The organism is Actinoplanes regularis (assembly GCF_900188005.1).
In the GTDB taxonomy this organism is placed as follows: Bacteria; Actinomycetota; Actinomycetes; order Mycobacteriales; family Micromonosporaceae; genus Actinoplanes; species Actinoplanes regularis.
On the sequence record NZ_FZNR01000001.1, the window covers coordinates 1,114,605 to 1,137,301 of the forward strand.

Annotated in this window: 23 protein-coding genes and 1 tRNA gene; 11 read left to right on the forward strand and 13 right to left on the reverse strand. The window is 71.0% G+C overall.

What is annotated here, in order from left to right; genetic code table 11:
• Positions 1 to 26: 26 nt before the first annotated feature.
• Complete coding sequence (locus CHC09_RS04860) at positions 27 to 1,136, forward strand: hypothetical protein (protein WP_089291678.1); 1,110 nt, start codon at positions 27 to 29, stop codon at positions 1,134 to 1,136.
• On the opposite strand, the gene rsmI is transcribed toward CHC09_RS04860, so the two are convergent.
• On the reverse strand, positions 1,130 to 1,987 hold the full coding sequence (rsmI, locus tag CHC09_RS04865; RefSeq protein ID WP_089291679.1) for a 16S rRNA (cytidine(1402)-2'-O)-methyltransferase: 858 nt from the start codon (positions 1,985 to 1,987) through the stop codon (positions 1,130 to 1,132). The two genes, CHC09_RS04860 and rsmI, sit on opposite strands and share 7 nt — an antisense overlap.
• A 60-nt stretch (positions 1,988 to 2,047) precedes the next feature.
• Between rsmI and CHC09_RS04870 the strand changes: the two genes are divergently transcribed.
• Complete coding sequence (locus tag CHC09_RS04870; protein WP_089291680.1) at positions 2,048 to 3,628, forward strand: dolichyl-phosphate-mannose--protein mannosyltransferase; 1,581 nt, start codon at positions 2,048 to 2,050, stop codon at positions 3,626 to 3,628.
• 327 nt (positions 3,629 to 3,955) lie between these two features.
• Here the strand turns inward: CHC09_RS04870 and CHC09_RS44935 are convergent, their stop codons facing one another.
• Positions 3,956 to 4,180 (reverse strand): hypothetical protein, encoded by a 225-nt coding sequence (locus CHC09_RS44935; RefSeq protein WP_143232207.1) that lies wholly within the window; start codon positions 4,178 to 4,180, stop codon positions 3,956 to 3,958.
• A gap of 30 nt (positions 4,181 to 4,210) precedes the next feature.
• Between CHC09_RS44935 and CHC09_RS04875 the strand changes: the two genes are divergently transcribed.
• Together CHC09_RS04875 and CHC09_RS04880 are read left to right on the forward strand one after the other, a co-directional pair.
• Positions 4,211 to 4,918: a hypothetical protein gene (locus CHC09_RS04875; RefSeq protein WP_089291681.1), complete on the forward strand. Its 708-nt coding sequence runs from the start codon at positions 4,211 to 4,213 to the stop codon at positions 4,916 to 4,918.
• Positions 4,919 to 4,983: 65 nt separating this feature from the next.
• Entirely contained in the window at positions 4,984 to 7,317 is a 2,334-nt protein-coding gene (locus CHC09_RS04880) for a bifunctional polysaccharide deacetylase/glycosyltransferase family 2 protein (RefSeq protein WP_179276955.1), read from the forward strand.
• Positions 7,318 to 7,370: 53 nt separating this feature from the next.
• Here the strand turns inward: CHC09_RS04880 and CHC09_RS04885 are convergent, their stop codons facing one another.
• Positions 7,371 to 8,615, reverse strand: coding sequence for a GAF domain-containing sensor histidine kinase (locus tag CHC09_RS04885; RefSeq protein WP_089291866.1), 1,245 nt, complete (start codon positions 8,613 to 8,615; stop codon positions 7,371 to 7,373).
• Positions 8,616 to 8,757: 142 nt separating this feature from the next.
• Between CHC09_RS04885 and CHC09_RS04890 the strand changes: the two genes are divergently transcribed.
• Positions 8,758 to 9,285, forward strand: a complete 528-nt coding sequence (locus CHC09_RS04890) for a DUF2199 domain-containing protein (RefSeq protein WP_089291683.1) — start codon at positions 8,758 to 8,760, stop codon at positions 9,283 to 9,285.
• A 112-nt stretch (positions 9,286 to 9,397) separates the two neighbouring features.
• On the opposite strand, the gene CHC09_RS04895 is transcribed toward CHC09_RS04890, so the two are convergent.
• The 6 genes from CHC09_RS04895 to CHC09_RS04920 form a co-directional block, all read right to left on the reverse strand.
• Positions 9,398 to 9,474, reverse strand: a tRNA-Ala gene (locus tag CHC09_RS04895).
• A 149-nt stretch (positions 9,475 to 9,623) separates the two neighbouring features.
• The gene (gene sepX, locus CHC09_RS04900) at positions 9,624 to 10,373 is read right to left on the reverse strand and encodes a divisome protein SepX/GlpR (protein WP_179276940.1); all 750 of its coding nucleotides are present in this window, start codon (positions 10,371 to 10,373) and stop codon (positions 9,624 to 9,626) included.
• Positions 10,374 to 10,485: 112 nt separating this feature from the next.
• A complete protein-coding gene (locus tag CHC09_RS04905) occupies positions 10,486 to 11,121 on the reverse strand; it encodes a GNAT family N-acetyltransferase (RefSeq protein ID WP_089291685.1) in 636 nt (211 codons plus the stop codon).
• Complete coding sequence (locus CHC09_RS04910) at positions 11,122 to 12,432, reverse strand: molybdopterin molybdotransferase MoeA (RefSeq protein ID WP_089291686.1); 1,311 nt, start codon at positions 12,430 to 12,432, stop codon at positions 11,122 to 11,124.
• Positions 12,429 to 13,340 carry a UTP--glucose-1-phosphate uridylyltransferase gene (locus CHC09_RS04915; protein WP_089291687.1) on the reverse strand — a complete coding sequence of 304 codons (912 nt, stop codon included), beginning with the start codon at positions 13,338 to 13,340 and terminating at the stop codon, positions 12,429 to 12,431. The genes CHC09_RS04910 and CHC09_RS04915 overlap by 4 nt, the downstream gene beginning before the upstream one ends.
• Positions 13,341 to 13,399: 59 nt before the next feature.
• The gene (locus CHC09_RS04920; protein ID WP_239137957.1) at positions 13,400 to 15,679 is read right to left on the reverse strand and encodes a diguanylate cyclase; all 2,280 of its coding nucleotides are present in this window, start codon (positions 15,677 to 15,679) and stop codon (positions 13,400 to 13,402) included.
• Positions 15,680 to 15,759: 80 nt separating this feature from the next.
• Between CHC09_RS04920 and CHC09_RS04930 the strand changes: the two genes are divergently transcribed.
• From CHC09_RS04930 to CHC09_RS04940, 3 genes are all read left to right on the forward strand, one after another.
• Positions 15,760 to 16,374 carry a 5-formyltetrahydrofolate cyclo-ligase gene (locus CHC09_RS04930; RefSeq protein WP_089291688.1) on the forward strand — a complete coding sequence of 205 codons (615 nt, stop codon included), beginning with the start codon at positions 15,760 to 15,762 and terminating at the stop codon, positions 16,372 to 16,374.
• Between the two features lie 395 nt (positions 16,375 to 16,769).
• Positions 16,770 to 17,147 carry an FmdB family zinc ribbon protein gene (locus CHC09_RS04935; RefSeq protein WP_089291689.1) on the forward strand — a complete coding sequence of 126 codons (378 nt, stop codon included), beginning with the start codon at positions 16,770 to 16,772 and terminating at the stop codon, positions 17,145 to 17,147.
• A 318-nt stretch (positions 17,148 to 17,465) separates the two neighbouring features.
• The gene (locus CHC09_RS04940) at positions 17,466 to 17,918 is read left to right on the forward strand and encodes a hypothetical protein (RefSeq protein ID WP_342352354.1); all 453 of its coding nucleotides are present in this window, start codon (positions 17,466 to 17,468) and stop codon (positions 17,916 to 17,918) included.
• 432 nt (positions 17,919 to 18,350) lie between these two features.
• Here the strand turns inward: CHC09_RS04940 and CHC09_RS04945 are convergent, their stop codons facing one another.
• Complete coding sequence (locus CHC09_RS04945; protein WP_089291691.1) at positions 18,351 to 18,530, reverse strand: hypothetical protein; 180 nt, start codon at positions 18,528 to 18,530, stop codon at positions 18,351 to 18,353.
• A gap of 64 nt (positions 18,531 to 18,594) precedes the next feature.
• Here CHC09_RS04945 and CHC09_RS04950 point away from each other — a divergent pair, with 64 nt between their 5' ends.
• Complete coding sequence (locus CHC09_RS04950) at positions 18,595 to 18,927, forward strand: translation initiation factor 2 (protein WP_239137954.1); 333 nt, start codon at positions 18,595 to 18,597, stop codon at positions 18,925 to 18,927.
• A gap of 118 nt (positions 18,928 to 19,045) precedes the next feature.
• Here the strand turns inward: CHC09_RS04950 and CHC09_RS04955 are convergent, their stop codons facing one another.
• Positions 19,046 to 19,519 carry a DUF2231 domain-containing protein gene (locus CHC09_RS04955; RefSeq protein ID WP_089291693.1) on the reverse strand — a complete coding sequence of 158 codons (474 nt, stop codon included), beginning with the start codon at positions 19,517 to 19,519 and terminating at the stop codon, positions 19,046 to 19,048.
• A 168-nt stretch (positions 19,520 to 19,687) separates the two neighbouring features.
• On the opposite strand from CHC09_RS04955, the gene CHC09_RS04960 reads away from it, so the two are divergent.
• Complete coding sequence (locus CHC09_RS04960; protein WP_089291694.1) at positions 19,688 to 20,119, forward strand: Fur family transcriptional regulator; 432 nt, start codon at positions 19,688 to 19,690, stop codon at positions 20,117 to 20,119.
• A 47-nt stretch (positions 20,120 to 20,166) separates the two neighbouring features.
• On the forward strand, positions 20,167 to 21,024 hold the full coding sequence (locus CHC09_RS04965; protein ID WP_089291695.1) for an oxygenase MpaB family protein: 858 nt from the start codon (positions 20,167 to 20,169) through the stop codon (positions 21,022 to 21,024).
• Between the two features lie 99 nt (positions 21,025 to 21,123).
• On the opposite strand, the gene CHC09_RS04970 is transcribed toward CHC09_RS04965, so the two are convergent.
• Together CHC09_RS04970 and CHC09_RS04975 are read right to left on the reverse strand one after the other, a co-directional pair.
• Positions 21,124 to 21,948 carry a RecB family exonuclease gene (locus CHC09_RS04970; RefSeq protein ID WP_239137967.1) on the reverse strand — a complete coding sequence of 275 codons (825 nt, stop codon included), beginning with the start codon at positions 21,946 to 21,948 and terminating at the stop codon, positions 21,124 to 21,126.
• A 90-nt stretch (positions 21,949 to 22,038) separates the two neighbouring features.
• Entirely contained in the window at positions 22,039 to 22,656 is a 618-nt protein-coding gene (locus tag CHC09_RS04975) for a MarC family protein (protein WP_089291697.1), read from the reverse strand.
• Positions 22,657 to 22,697 lie beyond the last annotated feature (41 nt).

Sequence of the window (22,697 nt, forward strand, 5' to 3'; positions counted from 1 at the left end):
GACGAGGGCCGTAGTTGACTGGAAGGGTGACCGGAAACACGCCGCAGCCAGGGGAAACGCCAGAAGGTAACCCGTGGGCCCGGACCGACCCGCCGCCCTCGTGGTGGCAGGGCGACACCGACCGGGATCCCACCTCCCGGGACTGGGCGGACCGGGCGGCCGAGCGGGCCCGGGCCGCCGGCTCGGCCGACACCGCCGAACAGCAGAACCCGGAACAGCCGAAGACCCCGGGGCACGACGAGCGGCTGACCACCGCCGGCGAGATGATGATCATCGAGCCGGGGCGCCTGGGATCGCCGGATCGGCCCGACGACGAACCTGAGGCGGACGAACTCGACGCGGACGAACTCGACGCGGACGAACTCGAGACCGGCGAGGCCGAGGCGGACGATCGGGCGTACGGCACGAGCGGGCCGGCTCCGGTCGTACTGGAGATCAGAATTCCGCCGCGGCCCGGCGACCGCGACCGGCCCATCGTCGTGGACCACCGGCTCCCGCCGCTACCGGAGGGCGGCGTCTCGCCCGCGACCGCCGACCGTCTGGAACGAATGGAGAACTCGCCGTTCTGGAAGGCCGACGAGGCCCGCATCACGGCCGAGGCGCGGCGCGACCGGCACCTGGCACGCCGGCCCCGGCAGCCGATCACGAACCCGGTCGCCTCGATGCTCGCGCTGGTGGGACTGAGCCTGGTGGCGTCGTTCTTCGCCTGGGTCAGCGCGGAGCCTTTCTGGCTGGCGACGGGGCACGGCGATCCGGGCTACGCCACCACGACCCGCTGCCACGGCGACGGCCTCACCCAGCGCTGCACCGGCCGGTTCGCCGCGGCCGACGGCCGGTTCACGGTCGGCCGGGTGACCCTGCTCGGGATCACCGGCAGCGGCCGCGAACCCGGCACGATCTCCGGCGCCCGGATGGTCAACGCGAGCAGCACCCAGGCCTACGCCGCGCCGTCCGGGCTGCTCCCGCACCTGCGCTGGGTGCTCGGCTTCCTGCTCGTGCTGGTCTGCGGGTACGGCATCGCCGGGGCGACCGGAGCGCGCCAGCTGGAGTCCCGGCGGGCCCGGCGCGCGGCGCTGCTGGGCAGCGTGGCCGGTCCGGTACTGCTCCTGCTCGGCTTCCTGATCGCCGCCTACTGAGCGTTGTGCACGAGCGTGTAGACCTCGCGCTTCTTCAGGCCGTACACCTCGGCAATCGCCTGGATCGCGTCCCGCCGCGAGTCGCCGGCGGCCTCGCGCCGGGCCACCGCCGCGCGTAGCTCCTCGTCGTCCGGCCGGGCCCCGGGACCGGCCGGCGCACCGCCCACCACCAGGGTGATCTCGCCGCGCGGCTCGCCGGAACCGGCCCACTCCGCCAGCTCGGCCAGGGTCCCCCGGCGGACCTCCTCATACGTCTTGGTCAGCTCACGGCAGACCGCGGCCGGCCGGTCCGCACCGAACGTCGCGGCCAGGTCCGCCAGCGCGCCGGCGATCCGGTGCGGCGCCTCGAAGAGGACCAGGGTGCGCGGTTCGGTGGCGAGCTCCCGCAGCCGGGACCGCCGATTCGCACCGGTCCGCGGCAGGAAGCCCTCGAAGACGAACCGGTCGCTGGGCAGCCCGGAGAGCGCGAGCGCGGTGGTCACCGCGCTGGGGCCGGGCGCCGCGGTCACCGGGAAACCGGCGTCGAGGGCGGCCCGGACCAGGCGGAAGCCGGGATCGGAGACGCTGGGCATGCCGCCGTCGGTGACCACCGCGACCACCGCGCCGCCCGCCAGGGCCTCGACCAGCTCCGGGGTACGCCGCTCGTCGTTGCCCTCGAAGTACGAGACGATCCGCCCGCGCACCGTCACGTCCAGGTCCTTGGCGAGCCGGGCCAGCCGACGGGTGTCCTCGGCGGCGATGACGTCAGCGCTGGCGAGCACCTCCCGCAACCGCGTCGAGGCGTCACCGATGTTGCCGAGCGGAGCACCGGCCAGGACGACACGTCCGGCACCTACTTCTTCACGAGACACCCGAAAAGTCCACCACACGCCCGGGCGTCAGTTCAAAGCTACGCAGCCTACGATCGCGGGGTGACAACGGCGACTGCTGAGACAGACCTCACCACCGCGGACTCCCCCGCCGAGGCGGAGTCGTCCCGTGGCGTGCGCGACGTGCCCGAACTCGTCCGGCGACGCCTGTCGACGCTGGACAGCCGACTCGATCCGTACTCCTGGCTGGTCACCGTGGTGATCACGGCGGCGGCGGCGATCCTGCGCCTGGCCGGGCTGAGCAAGCCCAAGGGGTACATCTTCGACGAGGTGTACTACCCGACCGACGCCTGGGACATGCTCCAGCACGGCGTCGAGTGGGACGAGAAGACCAACGGCCCGGCGTACGTGGTGCATCCCCCGCTGGGCAAATGGCTGATCGCCCTGGGCGAGAAGATCTACGGCAACACCGAGCTGGGCTGGCGTCTGACGGCCGCGATCGCCGGCACGCTCATGATCCTGGTCCTGATCCGGATCGCGTACCGGATGTTCCACTCGATCGTGCTGGCCGGGATGGCCGGCCTGCTGATGACCCTGGACGGGTTCCAGCTGGTGCTCTCCCGCACCTCGCTGCTCGACATCTTCCTCGGCCTGTTCATCCTGCTGACGTTCGCCTGCATGGTGCTGGACCGGGATCACTACCGGCGGCGCTGGCTACGTGAGCTGGCGAACGGCTTCGACCCGGACGCCACCCACAAGATCCCGAAGATCGTGCCGTGGTGGCTCCTGGTCAGCGGCGTCTGCTTCGGACTGGCCTGCGGGGTGAAGTGGAGCGCGCTGTTCTTCGCGCCGTTCTTCGCCGCGCTGGTGGTGGCCTGGCGCTGGCAGGCACGCCGCTCGGCCCGGGTGCGCGGCCCGTTCGTGGCCGGCATCCTCGGCGACCTCGGCTACCTGATCCTCAGCTTCGTCCTGAGCATCGTCTTCTACCTGGCGACCTGGACCGGCTGGTTCGTCACCGACACCGGCTACTTCCGGCACTACCGGGAGGCGAACGGGCTGAGCGAGCCGCCGCTGCTGGGCCCGCTGCTGAACCTGATGCACTACCACTCCGAGGCGTACAACTTCCACAGCGGACTCACCGAGAGGCACGTCTACCAGTCCTGGCCGTGGCAGTGGCTGCTGCTCGGGCGGCCGGTCGCGTTCTACTGGAACGGCAACGGCAGCTGTGGGGCGGCCAGTTGTGCCGCCGAGATCCTGCTGCTGGGCACGCCGATCCTGTGGTGGTCGTTCCTGCCGGCGCTGTGCGCGCTGGTCTGGTTCGGGATCGCCCGGCGTGACTGGCGGGCGTACGCGATCTTCTCCGGGGCGATGGCCGGCCTGCTGCCGTGGTTCTACTTCGCGATCCAGGACGGGCGCACGATGTTCTCGTTCTACCTGATGCCCGGGCTGCCGTTCCTGATCCTGGCGGTGGTCTACGTGCTCGGGGCGATCATGACGCCACCGGGCGGAATGGCCAGCGGGGCGGCCCGCACCGACCGGCAGCTGATCGGCACGGTCGTGGCCGGGACGTATGTGGTGCTGGTGGCGCTCTGCTTCGCCTACTTCTGGCCGGTCTTCGTCGGCACGACATTGCCCTACGACGACTGGTCGGTGCGAATGTGGCTGGGCGGTCGCTGGATCTGACCGCTGCTCGACGTCCGAAGCCCGGCGATTCGCCGGGCTTCGGTGTTTGGTGAGGCCTTTGTGGACTTGGTCCGGGCTCCACGGGTTCGCTGATCTTTGCGACTTTTCGCTGATCACGACCGGAACAGGGGATTCGACGGCCGATGGACCGGCCGGAAAATAGGGCGCGCCCCGATCGCCTGCCACGGGGGAAGCGGGCGATAGGGGCGCGCAAGATGCAGCTTAACGAGCCTGGATGAGCCACACAACGGGTGTCGACCACGGATTGGCGCGCCGATCCCAGCATCCCAGAGATTCGGACAATATACTTTTTTAGCGTTCTATCACTCATATCCACTCATGAATACGTTTCAACTCTGCGGTCGGGAATACGACAGCAAATTGATCCCTAATCTGGCGTAACGTGTTCGGCCCTTCAGCCGCACCGCAGCTCAGCGGATCGACGACCACCGGGGGCACATCGGCCAGCACCGGCCCAAACCGCGAGCCTCGCCATTTCGTCCCTTTTCGACTGATCAGATAGCCATCACCCTTGTAGGTGACAAGTGCCAAGATCGCGGTAAATGTTCTTAAGCTCGCCGCGTGACAACGCAGGAGACCCAACACCAGCAGACCGCCGGCCAGCGAATTCCGGACACGGAAGTGATCGCCGTTGCGACGCCGGCCCCGGTGTTCGTCGACTCGACCGGGCGGCGGAGCCGAATGCTCCGACGGATCGCAACGGCGTTCGGCATCCTCGTCGTCTCCTACGGCGGGCTGGTCAGCGTCAGCCTGGCCGGCGGCCCGGTGAGTTCCAGCGCCGTGCTGCCGCTGCCCGGCGTGGACGACGCGGACGAGAAGGCCGATCCGGTGCCGCCACGGCCCAGCCCGGCCCCGCCGGCGCGCCCCGGGAGCACGTCGACCAAGCCGCCGCTGGAGTCGTCGACCGTCCGCCCGGATCAACGGCCGGGCCGGCAGCAGACCACCACGGCCGCCAAGCCGGCCACGTCCGGCAAGCCGAAGGCCAAGACCCCGACGAAGGCGCCGGCCAAGCCGCCGGCGACCACCCCGAACACGCCCAAGCCGACCGGCACGACGAAGCCCACCGAGTCGACGACGACCCCGGCCCCCGCCCCGACCACCACCAATCCTCCCGCACCGGCCCCGGTGCCGCCCGCCCCGCCGGCCGTCAAGGACGCTCCGGTCGCGCTGCCCCCGGCCACCTCCAAGCCCGATGAGGCCCCCGTGACCGGTGACGACCCCGTCGACACCGACTCACCCAAACCGGCACCGTCCGGAGAACCGGCGTGACCGCCACGCCGTCGCGGCGCAACGGTGGTCGAAGCCAGCGGCGCATCCTGCCTCGCCCCCGGGTGATGCTCGGCTCGCTGCTGCTCGGCCTCTTCGTCGCCGTGCTGGTGGTGCAGGCGTACGTCAACTCCGAGTTCACCGCCGACCACAAGGAGACCGAGGTCGGCGACCAGGATCCGGTGCCACTGTCGATCCGCGGCGGGGGGCCGATCATCAACACCACCGGAGGGCAGGAGAACACCAGCCGACTGCCGGACCGCACCATCGCGCTCACCTTCGACGACGGGCCCGATCCGACATGGACCCCGAAGGTGCTGGAGGTGCTCCGGGAGAACGACGCCCACGGCACGTTCTTCGTCGTCGGCTCCCAGGTCGCCCGGCATCCCGCGCTGACCAAGGAGATCGTCGCCGACGGCAACGAGCTGGGCCTGCACACCTTCACCCACCCGAACATGCAGCTGCTCGCACCGTGGCGGCGGCACCTGGAGCTGTCCCAGAACCAGGTGGCCATCGCCAAGGCCACCGGGGTGCACACCAACCTGGCCCGGTTCCCGTACTCGTCGAAGGCCGACGCGATCGACGAGACGAACTGGAAGATCATCAAAGAGGCCGGTCAGGCCGGCTACCTGATCGTCGTCAACGACCGGGACAGCGAGGACTGGCAACGCCCCGGCGTCGACCAGATCATCCAGAACGCCCTGCCCGCCGGGGACAGCTCGGCGATCATCCTGTTCCACGACGCCGGCGGCGACCGCGCGCAGACCGTCGCCGCGCTGGCCAAGTTCATCCCGATGATGAAGGCCCGCGGTTACCGGTTCACCACCGTCACCGAGGGTCTCAACCTGGGCATCGAGGAGCAGGCCGCGGACGTCAGGACGGGCCGGGCGCCGGACAGCGTCACCATCATCCCCGCGCTGCCGGAGAACCCGCCGGCGGCGTCCGGTGACGAGTGGCGCGGCGCGGCGCTGATCTGGACCATCCGCCTGGCCGATGGCCTGGTCATGCTGGTCGCCGCGCTGTTCGTGGTGGTCGGGCTGCTCACCATCGGGCGTACCGCCCTGTTGCTGCTGCTCGCCGCCCGGCACGCCCGGCAGCGCCGCAAACCGGGCTGGAGCTGGGGTCCACCGGTCACCGACCCGGTGTCGGTGATCGTGCCCGCCTACAACGAGAAGGAGGGCATCGAGGCGGCCGTCCGCTCGCTGGCCCTCGGCGACTACCCGGAGATCGAGGTGGTGGTCGTCGACGACGGCTCCACCGACGGCACCGCCGACATCGTGGAGGCGCTGCGCCTGCCGAACGTGCGCGTGGTCCGGGTACCCAACGGCGGCAAGCCCAACGCCCTCAACGCCGGGATCGCGCTGGCCCGCAACGACCTCATCGTCACGGTCGACGGCGACACCATCTTCGAGCAGGACTCGATCCGCAGGCTGGTGCAGCCCTTCGCCGACCCCTCGGTCGGCGCGGTGGCCGGCAACGTCAAGGTCGGCAACCGGGCCAGCATGGTGGCGAACTGGCAGCACATCGAGTACGTGATCGGCTTCAACCTGGACCGCCGGCTGTACGAGACGCTGAACTGCATGCCGACCGTGCCCGGCGCGATCGGCGCGTTCCGCCGTCAGGCCCTGGCCCAGGTCGGCGGAGTCAGCGACGAGACCCTCGCCGAGGACACCGACGTCACCATGGCGCTGTGCCGGCAGGGCTGGCGGGTGGTCTACGAGGAGCACGCCAAGGCGTGGACCGAGGCGCCGACCACGCTGGAACAGCTCTACCGCCAGCGGTACCGGTGGAGCTACGGGACCATGCAGGCGATGTGGAAGCACCGCCGGGCGCTGTTCGACAACGGCCCCTCCGGGCGCTTCGGCCGGGTCGGGCTGCCGTTCCTCGCGTTGTTCGGGGTGGCGCTGCCGATGCTCGCCCCGGTGGTCGACGTCATGCTGGTGTACGGCCTGGTCTTCTGGGAGCTCAAGGAGACCGTGATCGCCTGGCTCGGCATGCTGGCGCTGCAGCTGTTCACCGCGGCGGTGGCGTTCCACTTCGACCGTGAGCCGATCAAGCCGCTCTGGCGGCTCCCCCTGCAACAGTTCGCCTACCGGCAGCTCATGTACCTGGTGCTGATCCAGTCCGCGACCACCGCGATGACCGGTGGCCGGCTGCGCTGGCACAAGCTGAACCGGGCCGGGCTGACGCCACGATCCGAGTCCGCGCCGGTCCCGTCCGCTTCGGGCGAGCCGGCCTCGCATGGCTCCGTGTCGCCGACCGTGGTGAGCTGGCCGCCGAACACGCCGGAGGTGCCGCGCCAGCAGACCTTCGGGCGGGCGGTCGCGCCACCGACCACACCGGTGGTGCCCTCGCAGGCGTACCGCGAGGATCTCGACCTGCCGCAGACCGGACCGCGATAGAAGCCGATCCGCGTCCCACCGAACTGCAGCCGGTGGGACGCGGGTCCATACCTCTAGACCATGGCCAGGTCGCGCAGCAGTTCGTCCGGCGTCAGATCCGCGTACGGGAAGACCACGTGCAGTGAGGTGCCGTCGCCGGGCCGGTCGGAGAGTGCCACCGTGGCGTGGTGGGCGTCCAGGATCCGCTTCGCCACGGCCAGGCCGCGGTCCGGGCCGGGCACGTCCGCCGGGTTCGCGATCGCGCCGTAGTACAGGTGCGGGAACAGGTCCGGGCGCAGGCCGTCAGGCAGGTCCATGTCGTCCAGCCGGACCGTCGGGCCCGACTCCATCTCGGTGCCGACCCGCACCCGGCCGCCCTCCGGGGTGTACTTCACCGCGGCGAACAACAGGTGGGTCAGCACCTGCTCGAGCCGAACCGGGTCGGCGATGATCGGCAACGACGGTCCGCCGGCCTGGTTCAGGATCCAGATGTGCTTGCTGGCCGCGATCGGGCGGACCGCCTCGACCGCCCGCTGTGTCACCCGGGTCAGGTCCACCTGCCGCATGTGCAGGCTGTCACCGCCCAGACCGGCCTCGGCCATCTGGGTCAGATGATCGATCAGTTCACGGAAGCCCCGGACGTGCGCGGCCGTGGCGCGCCCGACCATGTCGGCGAGCTCGGCGTCGTGGTAGCCGGTGGCGCCGAGGTTCTCCAGGTAGGTCGACATCAGCCGCAACGACGAACGCAGCTCCCCGCCGACCAGCCCGGCCAGGTCGTCCTTGCGGCGCTCCAGCTCCTGCAACCGGGCCGTCGTGTTGGCCAGCGCGTACGCGTACCGCCGCAGCTCCAGCTGAGCGGTGACCTGGCGGGCCAGCGCGCGCAGCGCCTGCTGCTGCTCCATCGTCAGCCGGCGCGGCTCGGTGTCCATCACGCAGAGCGTGCCGAGCGCGAACCCGTCGGTCGTCAGCAGCGGCGCGCCGGCGTAGAACCGGATGCCGTCCGGCGGGGTCACGGTCGGATTGTCGGCGAACCGCGGATCCACCCCCGCGTCCGGAACCATCAGCAGGTCCCGGCCGAGGATCGCGTGGGCGCAGAAGGAGAGATCCCGGGCTGTGTCGACCAGATCCGGGCCGGTCTTGGCCTTGGCCCACTGCCGGTCCGCGTCGACCAGGCTGACCATGGATATCGGCGTCTCACAGACCCCGGCGGCCAGTGCGACGATGTCGTCGAAGTCCTTCTCCGGCGGGCTGTCCAGGATATCGAGCGAGTAGAGCGCGGCCAGCCGCTCGATCTCGTTGTCGGGCAGGGGTGCTTTCATGGCGGTCACCTCCGAGACTTGCTTCAGGGGTATCACGCAAAAGTAGCGACTCTCGCATTTCGCCCAAATCCCGCTCGCACGGAGCGTGACATCCCGGGCGTGCCGCTGATCACTTCCGCTCGCGGACGTATGCTTCGCGGCCATGAACACCGACGAGTTCGCGTGCGGCACCTGCGGCTCGACACACAGCGGCCCGCCGCTGAGCTTCGCCGCGCCGGCCCCGGACTTCTGGCAGCCGCAGATGGCTCAGTCGGAAGGATGCCTGCTCGACTCCGACCTCTGCGTGATCAGCGGGGAGCGGTTCTTCGTCCGCGGCCTGATCGAGCTTCCGGTCTGGGACACCGGGGACGTCTTCACCTACAGCATGTGGGTGTCGCTGAGCCGCCCGAACTTCACCCGCGCCGTCGACGTGTGGGAACAGCCCGGCCGCGAGGAGGAGCCGCCGTACTTCGGCTGGCTCTCCAACGCCATCCCCGGCTACGAGCCGACCACGCTCAACATGAAGACCATGGTCCACACCCGTCCGGTCGGGCAGCCCCCGTACATCGAACTGGAGCCCACCGGCCATCCCCTGGCGATCGAGCAGCGCGCCGGCATCTTCCGCGCCCGAGTCGAAGAGATCGCCGCCTACCAGTTGCACCATGGCCTGGAAAGCGGCCCACACCGCTGACCTTCCGGAAGCCCATCCCATCGCAACGCGGGGCTTCCGGGGGCTCGGCCCCCGGAGCAGATACGACAAATGCCCCCGGCTCGCGCGTTCCGCGAACAGAGGGCACCGGTATTGGTGGAGCTGAGGGGATTTGAACCCCTGACCCCCTCGATGCGAACGAGGTGCGCTACCAGTCTGCGCCACAGCCCCTGGTCGATCACCCGGTGATGTCTCACCGTGAAACCTCCGAAAGGCTAACAGGTCTCCCGGCCATCCCGCGAACCACCCTCCCTTCTCCGCTGTACGACGCCCCGGCTCACGGGACTCCGGCCCTGCCGAGGACCGCTCCAGCAGCGGACTCAGGCGGTGTGGTGGCGACCGCCGGCCTCGTAGGGGCGGCCACGGAGCCCGCCGCGGCGACGATAGGAGACCGAACCCCCGTTGGCCGCGACCGGCAGATCGGACGGCTCCCGGTCCAGACCCATCGCCGCCCGCCGGACCGCTTCCCGCTGAGCCGCCAGGCGCCGCTGGGCCTCCCGGCGCGCCGCGGCCCGGCGCGCCTGCTCCCGGCGCACCTCGGCCTGCCGTGCGGCCAGCCAGGCCGCCTCGCGGGCCTGAACGCGCTGACGGCGCCGGTCGGCGAGGGCCCGGTTGCGCAGGTGCACCAGGTAGATGCCGAGCAGCGTGCCGGTGACCGCGAAGCCGATCCAGAAGCCGGGGCCGACGGCGAGCACGCCGACCAGTTCGATCGTGTTGAGCAGGACCAGCGCGGCGAAGACCCGGCGACGGCGGACCACCGCGGGGGCGCCACGACGTCGCCGTGGCCGGCGCGGCTGGCGACGGCCGGTGACCAGACGCAGCCGTGGTGGTGTTGAAGATTCACCCGATGGGGTGGCCAGCGTAACCGTGACGCGGCGGGCGGGGTTGATCGGTCGGCGTCCGGGCACGGTGCGGCTACGGCGTTGGCGTTGCAGCACCCGCGCCGTCGACGACGCCCGCTCCGCGGCGAGCCGCTCGGTGGCGTCGTACCGGCGAACCAGCGCCGGGGCGAGGGCGAGCAGCCCGGCCGCGGCGAGGACGGCGAGGAGCACCGAGGTCGGCACCCTCACCCCTTTCGTTCCGCCACGACAGATGACATGACAATGACACGACGAATGCGAGGTTACGGGCGGTAGCCGTGATATTTCGCGCGCCGCGCCGACGACGCTCGCGCTCTCAAGATCATCTAGACGTGCGAACTCGTTTCCAACGGGACAGCAGACCGCCCTCGGCAGCCACCTCTTCGCTGGTCATGGCGTACCCGAGATGATCGCGCCAGGCTCCGTCGATATGCATGTAACGCTGGTGGTAAGCCTCCTCGCGGAACCCCAGCTTCTCCACCACCCGGCGACTCGGCCCGTTCTCCGGGCGGATGTTGACCTCGATCCGGTGCAGGCCACCCGGACCGAACGCATGATCGACGGCGAGCGCCAGCGCGGTCGGGATCACCCCACGGCCGGCCACCCGGTGATCCACCCAATAGCCCGCGTACGCCGAAGCGAACGCCCGGCGCACGATGCTGCCCAGGTTGACGTGCCCGACCAGGCGCTCCCGGCCACCCTCCCGCAGGCAGACGGCGAACGGCATGCTGTCGCCCCGCCGGGCGGCACGCTTCATGTCACGGAAGACAAACCCGTACGCCCGGGTTGAGTTCATCTCCGCCCACGGCCCCGGCGGCGCCGACTCCCAGGGCGCCAGCCAGGCCCGATTAGCGATCCGCACCTCGGACCAGGCACGCGCGTCGGAGCGCTTGTACGGCCGCAGCAACACCGGCCCGTCCGCCAGCACAGCCGGCCAGCCGGGGGTCGCCCCGAGCATTCATCGCCTCCGGTCGAACAACAACACGTCCACGGTCGAACCGGCCGCCGCCGTGGTGACCCGCTCCCCGAGCACCAGTAGTCCGTTGGCCTCGGCCAAGCCGGAGAGAGTGTACGGCCCACCGGCGAGCGGCTGCACAGTGTAACCACCGCCGCGCCGTTCCGCGACGTGTGCCGGGCGGAACTCGCGCAGCCCACCGGGTGACGAGACCGTCTCCAGCAGATGCGCCTTGACGCTCGGCCGGAACACCGGCTCGGCCCCGGCCAGCAGCTGGATCGCCGGCCGGGCCAGCACCTCGAAGCCGATCAGCGCGGCACCCGGCTCGCCGGGCAGGCAGACCACCGGCACCTCCTCGCCACCGACCGTGCCGAACCCGAGCGCGGTGCCCGGGCAGAGCGCGACGTCGGTGAACTTCACGGTGCCGCGACCGGGGCCAGGACGGGAGAGCACCCGGCGCAGCATGTCACCGGGCCCCGTGCCGGTGCCGCCGGTGGTGATGATCAGGTCGGCGCGCAGCGTCTGGTCCTCCAGCAGGCCACGCAGCCCTTCCGGGTCGTCGTCGCAGATGCCGATCCGGTACGCCAGCGCCCCCGCCTCCACCGCGGCCGCGGTCAGCGCGTGCGAGTTCGCGTCCACGACCTGCCCGGGCTGGCTGGGGCGGCCCACATCGACCAGCTCGTCGCCGGTCGCCACGACCACCACCCGTGGACTGGGCCGGACCAGCACGTGACCGATCCCGGCGGCGGCGAACGTGGCCACCAGCGCGGGTGTCACGTACGACCCGGCCGGGGCGAGCACCTGGCCGACCGCCAGCTCCTCACCGGCCCGCCGCAGCCCGGAACCGCGTTTCGGGGCGTGCAGGATCTCCACCGCGGCCATGCCCTGATCCGTCCAGTGCACCGGGACGACCACGTCGGCGCCGATCGGCAGCGGCGCGCCGGCCGCGACCGAGAAACAGGTGCCCGCGGTCAGCCGGACCGGCCGCCAGCTCGCCGCGCCGAGGTCGCCCACCACGTTCAGCCGCACGCCGCGGGTGGGGCTGTCGAACTGGCCGAACGCCGGGTGCGCGCCGAGGCGTCCGGCGCCGGCCAGGTCCTCCCATCGGGCCGCGTATCCGTCGATCGCGGCCTGGTCGAACGCCGGGAACGGGTGCGGCGCGATCACGTCCGCCGCGAGCACGTTCCCGTGCGCCTGGGTGAGGTCGAGGTCGAGCGGAGGCAGCGCCTGCAACCTGCGCAGCACGCTGCCCAGGTATTCGGCGAGAGGCATCAGCTCGTTGGCGGCCGCCTCGGCATCGGCCGTAGCGGTCATCCCTGCTGACCACCGACGAAGTCGGTGAGCCAGGCCCGGAACTCCGCGCCCAGGTCAGGGCGCTGAACCGCCAGTTGGACGACGGCTTGCAGGTAGCCCAGCGGCATCCCGGTGTCGTAGCGGTGGCCGCGGTAGACGATGCCGTGCACCGGGGTGCCGTCGGCGAGCAGGGTCGCCATCGCGTCGGTCAGCTGGATCTCCCCGCCGTTGCCCGGCTTGGTTTCGGCGATGACATCGAAGATCTTTCCGGGCAGTACGTAGCGCCCGAGCACCGCCAGGTTGCTGGGGGCCTCGCTCGGCGCGGGCTTCTCGACCAGACCCGTCACCTCGACGACATCCGTGCCGAGGCCGGACTCGCGCACCGAGGCGATCCCGTAACGGGACGTCTCCTCCGGCTTGACCTCCATGAACGCGAGCACGATGCCGCCGGTCCGAGCCTGCAGGTCGAGCATCGCCGGCAGCAGCGGTTTGTCCTCCTCGACGAACTCGTCGCCGAGGAGCACCGCGAACGGGTTGTCGCCGACGTGCGAGGCGGCGGTGCCGACCGCGTGGCCGAGGCCGAGTGGCTCGCCCTGCCGGCAGGTGTAGATGTCAGCGAGTTCACTGGTACGGCGTACCGCGGCGAGCCGCTCGAGGTCGCCCTTCTCCGCGAGCCGCTGCTCCACGTCGGGACGGCGGTCGAAGTGGTCGACCATCGACGTCTTGCCCCGCCCGGTGACCAGCAGCACGTCGGTGATCCCGGCGGCGGCCGCCTCCTCGACGATGTACTGCAGGACGGGCCGGTCGACGACCGGCAGCAACTCCTTCGGTACGGCCTTGGTGGCGGGCAGGAAACGCGTGGCTAGGCCGGCCGCCGGAATCACCGCTTTCACCGCGCGCTTGCCAGACCCTTGCGCGTTCGTTGTCATCAGTCACCGCACCTTCGCAGAATCGTGCCCGGCTGTGTGCTCGCAAGCATGCCGCGAGACTATCGGCCAGAACTACGTCCCGGCTGTTGCGGCCCGTTACCAGCCGTGGCGGGATCGGAATTCCCCTCCGGCACTCGTGACGAAACACCCTCCGCGAGACGATACGTGTCACGGCCGGCGTTCTTCGCCGCGTACAACGCCTCATCCGCGGCGTCGAGGACCTCCTGCGCGTTCTCGCCGTGCTCGGGGAAGACCGCTATGCCGATCGAGACGCTGATCGAGATCCGATCGGCCAGCCCGGGCCGCCGCGGGTCCAGGTGCACCGGGCGGTCACGGACCAGGGCGCCGAGCCGCTCGGCCACGATCACCCCGCCGTAGCAGTCGGTCTCCGGCAACAGCACCACGAACTCCTCCCCGCCCTGGCGGAACGCCACGTCGACCTCGCGCAGACCGACCCGGATCCGCCGGGCGAACTCCCCCAGCACCTGGTCCCCCGCCGGGTGCCCATACGTGTCGTTCACGTCCTTGAAGTGGTCGAGATCGAGCATCAGGACGGTGAGCATCCGGCCGAACCGGCTGGCCCGCTCCACTTCCCGGCGCAGCACCTCGCGCAGGTAACGGTAGTTCCACAGGCCGGTGAGCGGATCGGTCAGCGACAGTCTCTGCGCCTCCTCGTGCACCCGGACGTTGTGCACGGCCACCCCCGCCTGTCCGGCGAAGGTGCGAAGAGTCCGCAGGTCAGCGTCGTCGAAGGCGGGACTGCCCAGCCGGTCGTAGAGGGCGAGCACGCCAAGCGTCCCCGGACCGGGATCCACATCTTCACTCGACGGTGGTGCGCAGATCGGCACCGCGAGGTACGACTCACAGGCCGGTTCCTCGGGCGCCACGCCGGTGCCACCGCGCAGCGGGGTCCCGGAGGCGGCCACCGCACCGAGCACCCCGCGACCGGCCGCCAGGCGCCGCTGCGCCAGTTCCGCGGCCGGCAGGTCCCAGCCACCGGTCAGCCCGGCGCCACAGCGGGCACCCAGCGACCCGTCGGCCGGGTCGACCAGCAGCACCAGGCCGGCTCGAGCCCCGGTGGCGGTCATCGCGGTACGCAGGATCACCGGCAGAATCCGGTCCAGGTCATGCGTGCTCGACAGCGTGTCGCCGAGGATCGCCAGGTGCCGGCGGAGCTGGTCGCGGCTGGCGGTCAGCGCCTGCACGTAGGACTGCAGCTCGCGGGTCATCCGGTTGAAGGTGCCGGCCAGCCGGCCCAGTTCGTCGGGCCGCGGAATCGGCACCCGGGTGTCCAGGTCACCGTTCGCCACCCGGTCCACGGCCCAGGCGAGGTCACCGAGCGGGCGGGTGGTGGAACGCGCCAGCCAGCGCGCGGCGATCACCGCGATGCCGGCGGTCACCAGCACGATCAGCGAGATGACGGCGTACCGGAGGACGGGCCGAGCCGGTGTGACGCTGAGCGTGAGCGGCAGCGGCTGCCCCGGTCCGGCCGCGACATGGCGGATCGTCCTGCCGCCGGCTGATCTGCTGTCGGCGTTCCGACCGTCGGAGTTTTTGCCTTCGGCGTGTCGGACGCTCGCCTGTTGGACGCCGAGCGCTTCGGCCACGTCGAGCGTGACGACGACACCGGTGGCGACGCCGAGGCGGTGCAGCAGGCGAGCGTCAACCGGTTGTGCGGCCAGGACGCTGACGTCGACCGCGTTCGCGGACGCGGCCAGCGCGGTGATCTGAGTCCCGTTCGGCGCGGCGCAGTCCTGCCACCCCACCTGCAACACCACTCCCGGCGTGCTCGCGCCCGGCGGTGCCGTGCCCAGCGAAGTCGCGCCTGGCGAGGTGGTGCCGGGCGAAGTCGCACCCAGCGAGGTGGTGCCGGGCGAAGTCGCGCCCAGCGAGGTCGCACCCGGTGGCGCTGTGCCGGGCGGTGCCGCGCCTGGCGGTGCCGCGCCTGGCGGTGCCGCGCCTGGCGGTGCCGGTGAGGTCGCCGCGGCCTGGCCCGGGGGTGTTCTCGGCGGCATGGCCGGCTGCGCGCGGCGGGCCAGGCCCACCGGTTCCACGTCGACGAGTCGGATCTCCTCGGCCAGGCCACGGGCGACCAACTGGTCGGCGACGGCGGAGCGCTCGTCCGGCCGGACCACCGCGACCGCGTCGGCGGCCGCCTGCAGTTGTCCGCAGATCGCCCCGACCGCCGCTCGGACGGTCGTCACGGCATGGTCGAGACGCTCGTTCGTCCGGTCCCGGCTCACCGCCGCGACGGTCAGCGCGACGAAGACGGACCCGAGCAGGACCGGACCGAGCACGACCACCAGGAACGCACTGGTGAGCCGGCCACGTAAAGTCACACGTCCTCCCGGGAGTGGCCAATTTAGAGGGCTGCTGACATAGTGTGCACCGTTTGCCGCTTTTCAAAAGAGGGTGTTGCATGTCCGATTTGACCGATTATGCGGAAAAATCACCCCAAAAAAAGATCACGCTACGCGCACGCCTTCTCACCGCCCGTGGATCACTGACGGTCGCGGACCGTGCGGTCATCGCCGCCCAACTTCAAGATCAAATCCTGGCCTACGTACGGAAGATCGCCCCGAAAACCATCGCCGCCTATGTCCCGTCCGGCTCGGAGCCGGGTGGCCCCGAACTGACCGGCCTCCTCCGTGACGCGCTCCCGCCCAGCGGTCACCTGCTCCTGCCGGTGCTCCTGCCCGACAACGACCTGGACTGGGCCGAATACACCGGCCCCCTGTCCACCGGTCGCCGCGGCATGCGCGAGCCGACCGGCCCTCGCCTCGGCGTGGCCGCCCTCCGATCAGCGGACCTGATCCTGGTCCCGGCCCTGGCGGTGGGCCGCGACGGGCTCCGGATGGGCCGGGGCGGCGGCTCCTACGACCGTGCCCTGTCCCGCCTTCCTTCTCCCGGCCCGCTGGTCGTGGCACTCCTGCACGACCACGAAGCGCTCGACGAGGTCCCCGCCGAGCCCCACGACCGCCCGGTCCACGGAGTTCTCACCGCCGCCACGGGCTTCTCCCCGCGTCCGCTCTGAGCGCTCCCACTCCGGCGCGCCGGCTATGCGCGCTCCGCGCGGACACGCCGGCTCCGGACGCCTCTCGCCCGCGGCATGCCACCGCCACGCGCTCCCGCCGGGCACACCGGACCCGCACGCTTCCGCCCGGGCGCGCCGGATCCGCACCCTCCCGTCCAGGCAGGCCAGCTCCACGCGCTTCCGCCCCGGGCACACCGGACCCACACGCCCCTGCCCGGGCACACCGGATCCACGCGCTTCCGCAGCGGGCAAGCCGGGGCCGCGCGTAGTTCGTCACACCCGGACGGCACGCCGGGGCCTCAAGCCGGGGCCGGAGTGGACGAATTGACCTCCGATGCCGCAACATTGGCACTCGGAGTTGGCGAGTGCCAGCAGCCGACAGATCCGGAGGAGCCGTGCCTACCTACCAGTACGCCTGCACCGAGTGCGGTGAGCGGCTCGAAGCCGTGCAGTCCTTCTCCGACCCGGCACTGACGGAATGCCCGAACTGCCAGGGCAAGCTCCGCAAGGTGTTCAACTCGGTCGGCATCGTCTTCAAGGGCTCCGGGTTCTACCGCAACGACTCCCGCTCCGGCAACGTGAGCGCCGAGAAGTCGAGCACCCCCGCGGACGCGTCGTCGAAGGCGAAGGAGAGCACCTCGTCCTCCTCAAGCAGCGACTCGTCGTCCTCCGCCACGAGCAGCACGACCTCGACGACCTCATCGACCTCGCCGAGCAGCAGCTCGTCCGCCAGCGGCTCCTCCGCCGGGGCGAAGGCCGCCGCAGCGCCCTGACCCGGGCTTCAGCAAAGGGCGTGCCGCACCCGGCGCGCCCTTTGTCGTTTTCCCGCCGGCCGTGTCCTTGTCGTTCCCAGCCGCTCTTGGCCGAGCCCTTCCCACTCTTGTGTTGTCAAACCTCGGCCTCGCCGCGCGTGAACCCACCCTAGTGACGGCAGCACCCCGCCCGCGGTTTTCCACATTGCGGAGTCGTCCACAGGCCCCGACCCGGCCCCGCCCAGAATCTGCCAGCCTCACCCGCCGGAACATGACCGACGGCGGCAGGAGGACGGAGCGATGGGCCGATCCCGCGAGCGAAACGATCGCCTTGATCCGGTGCGGTTGCGCCCACCAGGCCGCGGCGCCCTCCTGCGGCTGGCCGCCGTAGCGATCCTGCTGGCCACCGCCGCCGGCCTGATCTGGTTCCGACCGGCGGCCGCACCCTGCACCGCCCCAGCCGTCCCGGCCACCACCACGAAGGCAGCCACCTCCGCCGCGCCGAAAACCGGCGGAAGACCCTCGATCCCCGACGGCGCCGTCGGCGTGCCGGTGCGCCTGGCCGATCCGACCGCGCTGGCCCTTGTTCACCCGGGCAACCGGGTCGACCTGCTACGTCTCGACGCCGAGGGCGACGGCACACCGATCGCGAGCGCCGCGCTGGTCCTGGAGGTGACCGGCGCCGACGATCCGGCCACCGGCGGCCTGCTGCTGGCACTCGACCCGGAACAGGCCGGGCGCGCGGTCACCCGGCAGGGCCACGGTTTCGCGATCCTGATCCGTCCAGCCTGACGGTGCCCGGCGTTCCGCAGGGCAGCGGAATAACCACCATCGGACCGCGGCAGACCTGTCCCCGGTGCCGACCGGGATTGCCCGAAGCCGACCGTGCGGTGCTCTTGGAGCGCGGCGAGAGACCACCCACCGGCCCCGGAGAACCCGGCGGTGCTCTTGGAGCACGGCGAAAACCACCCACGGGTCCCGGACAAACCTGCCGGTGCTCTTGGAGCACGGCGAAAAACCATCCACCGGTCCCGGACAACCTGCCGGTGCTCTTGGAACGCGGTCAAAACCACGGGTCACCGCGAACCTGTCGGTGATCTTGGAGGGCAACAGAAAAACCACCGACCGATCGCGGGGACCTATCGGTGGTCGCGGAGTGCAGCGAAAAGCCACCGACGGGTCACCTGGGATCCGTCGGCGGCGAGGGGTAAAGAGGCCGGGGCGTCAGCCCCAGTGCGGCGGACGGTCGTCGAGCAGACGGTCGTCGTTGGAGTAGTCACGCTCGCCCCAGCCACGCTCGGTGTCGTCCCGAGTCTGATCGGGCAGCACCGCCGCCTCCTCCGACTCGAAGTCGACCTCGCGCTCGGCGTCGTTGTCCCGCTCGGGGCCATCCAGGATGTCCACGCTTAGTAGGGTAAGCCGCATCCCCTTCGGCCGTCGTCCCCCTCCGGCTGTACCGTCGGTGAACGTGAGCTCCCCCACCAGCGGCCCGGACGACGACGCGTTCTGGCGGCGGCCCGGACCGGATGCCGCGCCGCTCGGCCGACCGGCCCAGGACCAGCCCGCTACTCCCGAGTCACCGTCGTACCCGGGACCACCGCACACCGATCCGCCGACCGCCTCCTGGCGACCGCCGACCATCGCCACGCCGCCCCCGCCGCGCCACATGCCGGCCCAGGACATGGACGCCATCGACGAGGCCGAGGGTTCGGCACGCACCGTGACGTACGGCGTCGGGCTGGTCGCGGGCGCCGTGGCGCTGATCCTGATCTGCCTGCTGTGCGGCCGCGCCCTGCTCTGAGCAAGCGCGGGAACGCCGTCGTCCCGGGAGACCCGACGGCGTCACAACATCAGTCGCGCCCCGCCCTGAGCAGGTGCGGGACCGCCGCCGGGCCGGCCGACCCGACGGCGTCAAAGCATCAGTAACGGCCCCAGACCGCAGTCGCACCCGTGTCACCGGTCTGGAAGATGTAGTAGCCACTTCCGGCGGCCAGAACCAGGGTCAGCACCACGAAGGCCACCTGGGCGAGCATCGGCAGGCTCCGGTTCCCACGGAAGGTCAAAGCCACCATGACCAGGCTGACCACGCCGAGCCCCAGCGCGAACCAGAGCGTCATCGCGCCGTAGTCCATGTGATCGTTGAGGATCTCCAGGCCCTTGCCCTTGAGACCGCTCGCGACGAGCCGGTTGTACAGCTCCTCGCCCGACTCCTTGGCGACGAAGGTGGAGAGCGGGGCCACCACGGCGAGGAGCGCGACCGCCCAGCCGAGCCGGGGACGCCACGGCGCCGCCAGCGCGTAGACGAGCGCACCGAGCGCGAGCAGCGGCACGAACACCACTGCGGCGTGCAGCACAAGAGCATGAACCGGCAAGCCGTTGACCTGGTCGAACACTTTTCCTCCTGGGTCCGGGGTGACCGCTAGCTTAGAGATGCCTGACGGGGCAAACATCCCCCCAGCAGCCTTTACCTCGGAAATCCCGTTTCGGTTCGGCCACACCGGTCGCGTATCTGTGACTTCTCCAAGGTTGGGGAAACCGCCCGGTCGTGCTGTCATGGACCAATGTCCACCGGTGAGGAACTGCTGCGCGCGCACGGTCTGCGGGTCACCCGCCCTCGGCTTGCCGTGCTGGAGGTGTTGACCGGCGGCGGGCACCTCGAGGTGGACGAGATCGCCCGGCAGGTCCGGATCCGGCTCGACTCGGTCTCCACCCAGGCCGTCTACGACGTTCTCGGCGCGTTCTCCCGGGCCGGTCTGGCCCGGCGAATCGAGCCGGCGGGCAGCCCGGCGCGATATGAGGCCCGGGTCGGTGACAACCATCACCACATCGTCTGCCGGGGCTGCGGCGCGATCGCCGATGTGGACTGCGCCGTCGGCGAGCGCCCCTGCCTGACCCCGGGCGATGCCCATGGTTTCGCCCTGGACGAGGCAGAGGTGACGTTCTGGGGGTTGTGCCCCGGTTGCCAGACCCGTCGGCTCGCCGACACCGCCTGACTTCGGCCGGCCGGCGTCGCGACCCCTTCCAGGCGTGGCAGGCTGGGATGATGGCGGGCGACGTGGGTCTCTTCGGACCGGAATCGATCACCTGGAAACTGCACCGGGAGCCCATCCTGATGCTCGGCGGGCTGCGCTCGCTCTATCTCCAGGCGCTGCATCCCCGCACCGTCGCCGGGGTCTCGCAGAACTCGGCCTACCGCTCCGACATGTGGGGCCGGCTGGCCCGCACCTCCGATTACGTCGCGACGGTGATCTACGGCAGCACCGCCGAGGCGGAGCAGGCGAGTGCCCGGCTGCGGAGACTGCACGCGCGGCTCAGCGGGGTCGATCCGCGTACCGGGGAGACGTTCCGGGTCGACGACCCGGACCTGCTGCGCTGGGTTCACGTGGCCGAGGTGGAGTCGTTCCTGACCACCGCGCTGCGCGCCGGGGTGCACCTGACCCCGGACGAGATCGACGCCTACTACACCGAGCAGTTGCGGGCCGCCGCCCTGGTCGGCCTGGATCCGGCGACCGTGCCGGCCACCGCTGCCGAGGTCGCCGACTACTACGCGGCACTCCACCCGGAGCTGGGCCTGACCCGGGACGGCGCCGAGGCCGCGCTCTTCCTGACCGTCCCGCCGATCCCGGAGAGCTGGGGCGGCCGGGCACTGCGGCTCGGCCTCACCCTCGGGCCGCCGCGATGGGCGTACCTCGGCCTCGCAAGCACCGCGATCGGCCTGCTACCGCCCTGGGCCCGCAAGTTGTACGGCGCTCCGGGCTGGCCCACCACCGACCTGGCCGCCGGACTCTCCGCCCGCGGCCTGCGCACCCTGCTCGCGGCCATCCTCGCCGTGCTGCCCTCCGAGTACCGGGTCTCCCCGGCACGTCAGGCCGCAATGACCCGAGCGGGCCTGACGTAGCACCCACCCGACAAAAGACGACCCGAGCGGCCCGGCCCAGCACCCGCCCGACGAAAATAGCCACTCGGGCCCGCCCGACGAAACCAGCACCGACCGGCACTAACCAGCCAGATGCTCCACGGCCGTCCACGGCTCCTTCGCCGCCACCCCCGAACCCGCCGGGCACACCTTCCGGAAGTCGCACCACCCGCACAGCGACCCCGGGTTCACCGGGAAGGACTCGTCCGGATCCGCCCCCGCGGCGACCGCCTTCTCCGCCGCCATGATGTCCTGTGCGGTCTCCTCCGCCCGCCGGACCTGCCGGGCCAGCGACTCGTCGGTGTGCTCGTGCGCGGCCACCGTCCCGGTCGGCAGGTGGTGCAGCTCGACCCGGTGGCACGGCCGCCGGAACACCCGCTGAGCCGCGTACGCGTACAGCGCCAGCGCCTGCGACCCGCGCGCGTCGTCGGCGTCCAGCCCACTCCGCCCGGTCTTGTAGTCGACGATCACCGCCTCCGGGCCCGATTCACCCATCCGGGCGTCGATCCGGTCGGCCCGGCCGTTCAGCGCGAGCACCGACGTCTTGGCGGCGACCACCCGCTCGACACCGAGCGGCTCCTCCTCGGGATCGAGGTTCGCCACATAGGTCTCCAGCCAGTCGAGCGCCTTCCGGTACGCAGCCCGCTCCAGCTCGACGTCCCGGTAGCCCTCCCGGACCCACGTGCTCTTCAGCAGCGTGGGCAGCGCGCCCGGCTCACGTCGCTCGGGTGGCAGGGTGAACCAGTTCTTCAGGGCCGTGTGCACGCTCGCGCCCAGCGAGTTGTGCGCCCACGGAGGGCCCTTCGGCGGGGTGGGGCGGTCGACGTACGAGTATCTGTACCGCCGGGGGCAGTCGAGAAACGCCCCGAGCTTGCTCGGGGTGCAGACGAACAGTCGCTCCGGCATCCCGGCGAAGCCGAGTTGCTCGGGGACGGCGGCGCGGTTCCTGGTGGGGGGCACGCGACAATCCTGCCAGCACCCTCCGACAGAAACCCGTCAGAGCCGCGGCGCGTAAACCTGCACGAAGGCGAAGATGGCATCCGCGATGAGCTGAACCGCGATGGCCGCGAGCAGCAGACCGGCGATCCGGGTGAGCACCTCGATGCCGGCCGGGCGCAGCAACCGCACGATCAGCCCGGAGAAGCGCAGCACCAGCCAGACGGTGGCCATCACGGCCAGGATCGCGGCCCCCAGGAGCAGGTATTCGTCCGTGCTCTTGGCACGCTGCACGAAGAGCATGGTGGCCACGATCGCGCCGGGGCCGGCCAGCAGCGGCGTACCGAGCGGGACCAGGGCCACGTTGCTGGTGCCGACCTGCTCCTCCGGCTCGTCGGTCTTGCCGGTGAGCAACTGCAGCGCGACCAGCACGAGCAGGAGGCCACCGGCCGCTTGCAGGGCCGGGAGCTGCACGTGCAGGTAGTCCAGCAGGGTCTGCCCGGCGACCGCGAAGCCGATGATCACGCCGAGGGCGAGCAGCACGGCGTGGGTGCCGGCCCGGTTGCGGGCCTTCGCGGGCAGGGTGCCGGTGAGGGCGAGGAAGACCGGGACCATGCCGGGCGGATCGACGATCACCAGCAGAGTCACGAAGAACTCGCCGAACAGCTTGGGATTCACCCGATCAAGGTAGGACGCGACACTCGGCGGCGCAGGCTGGT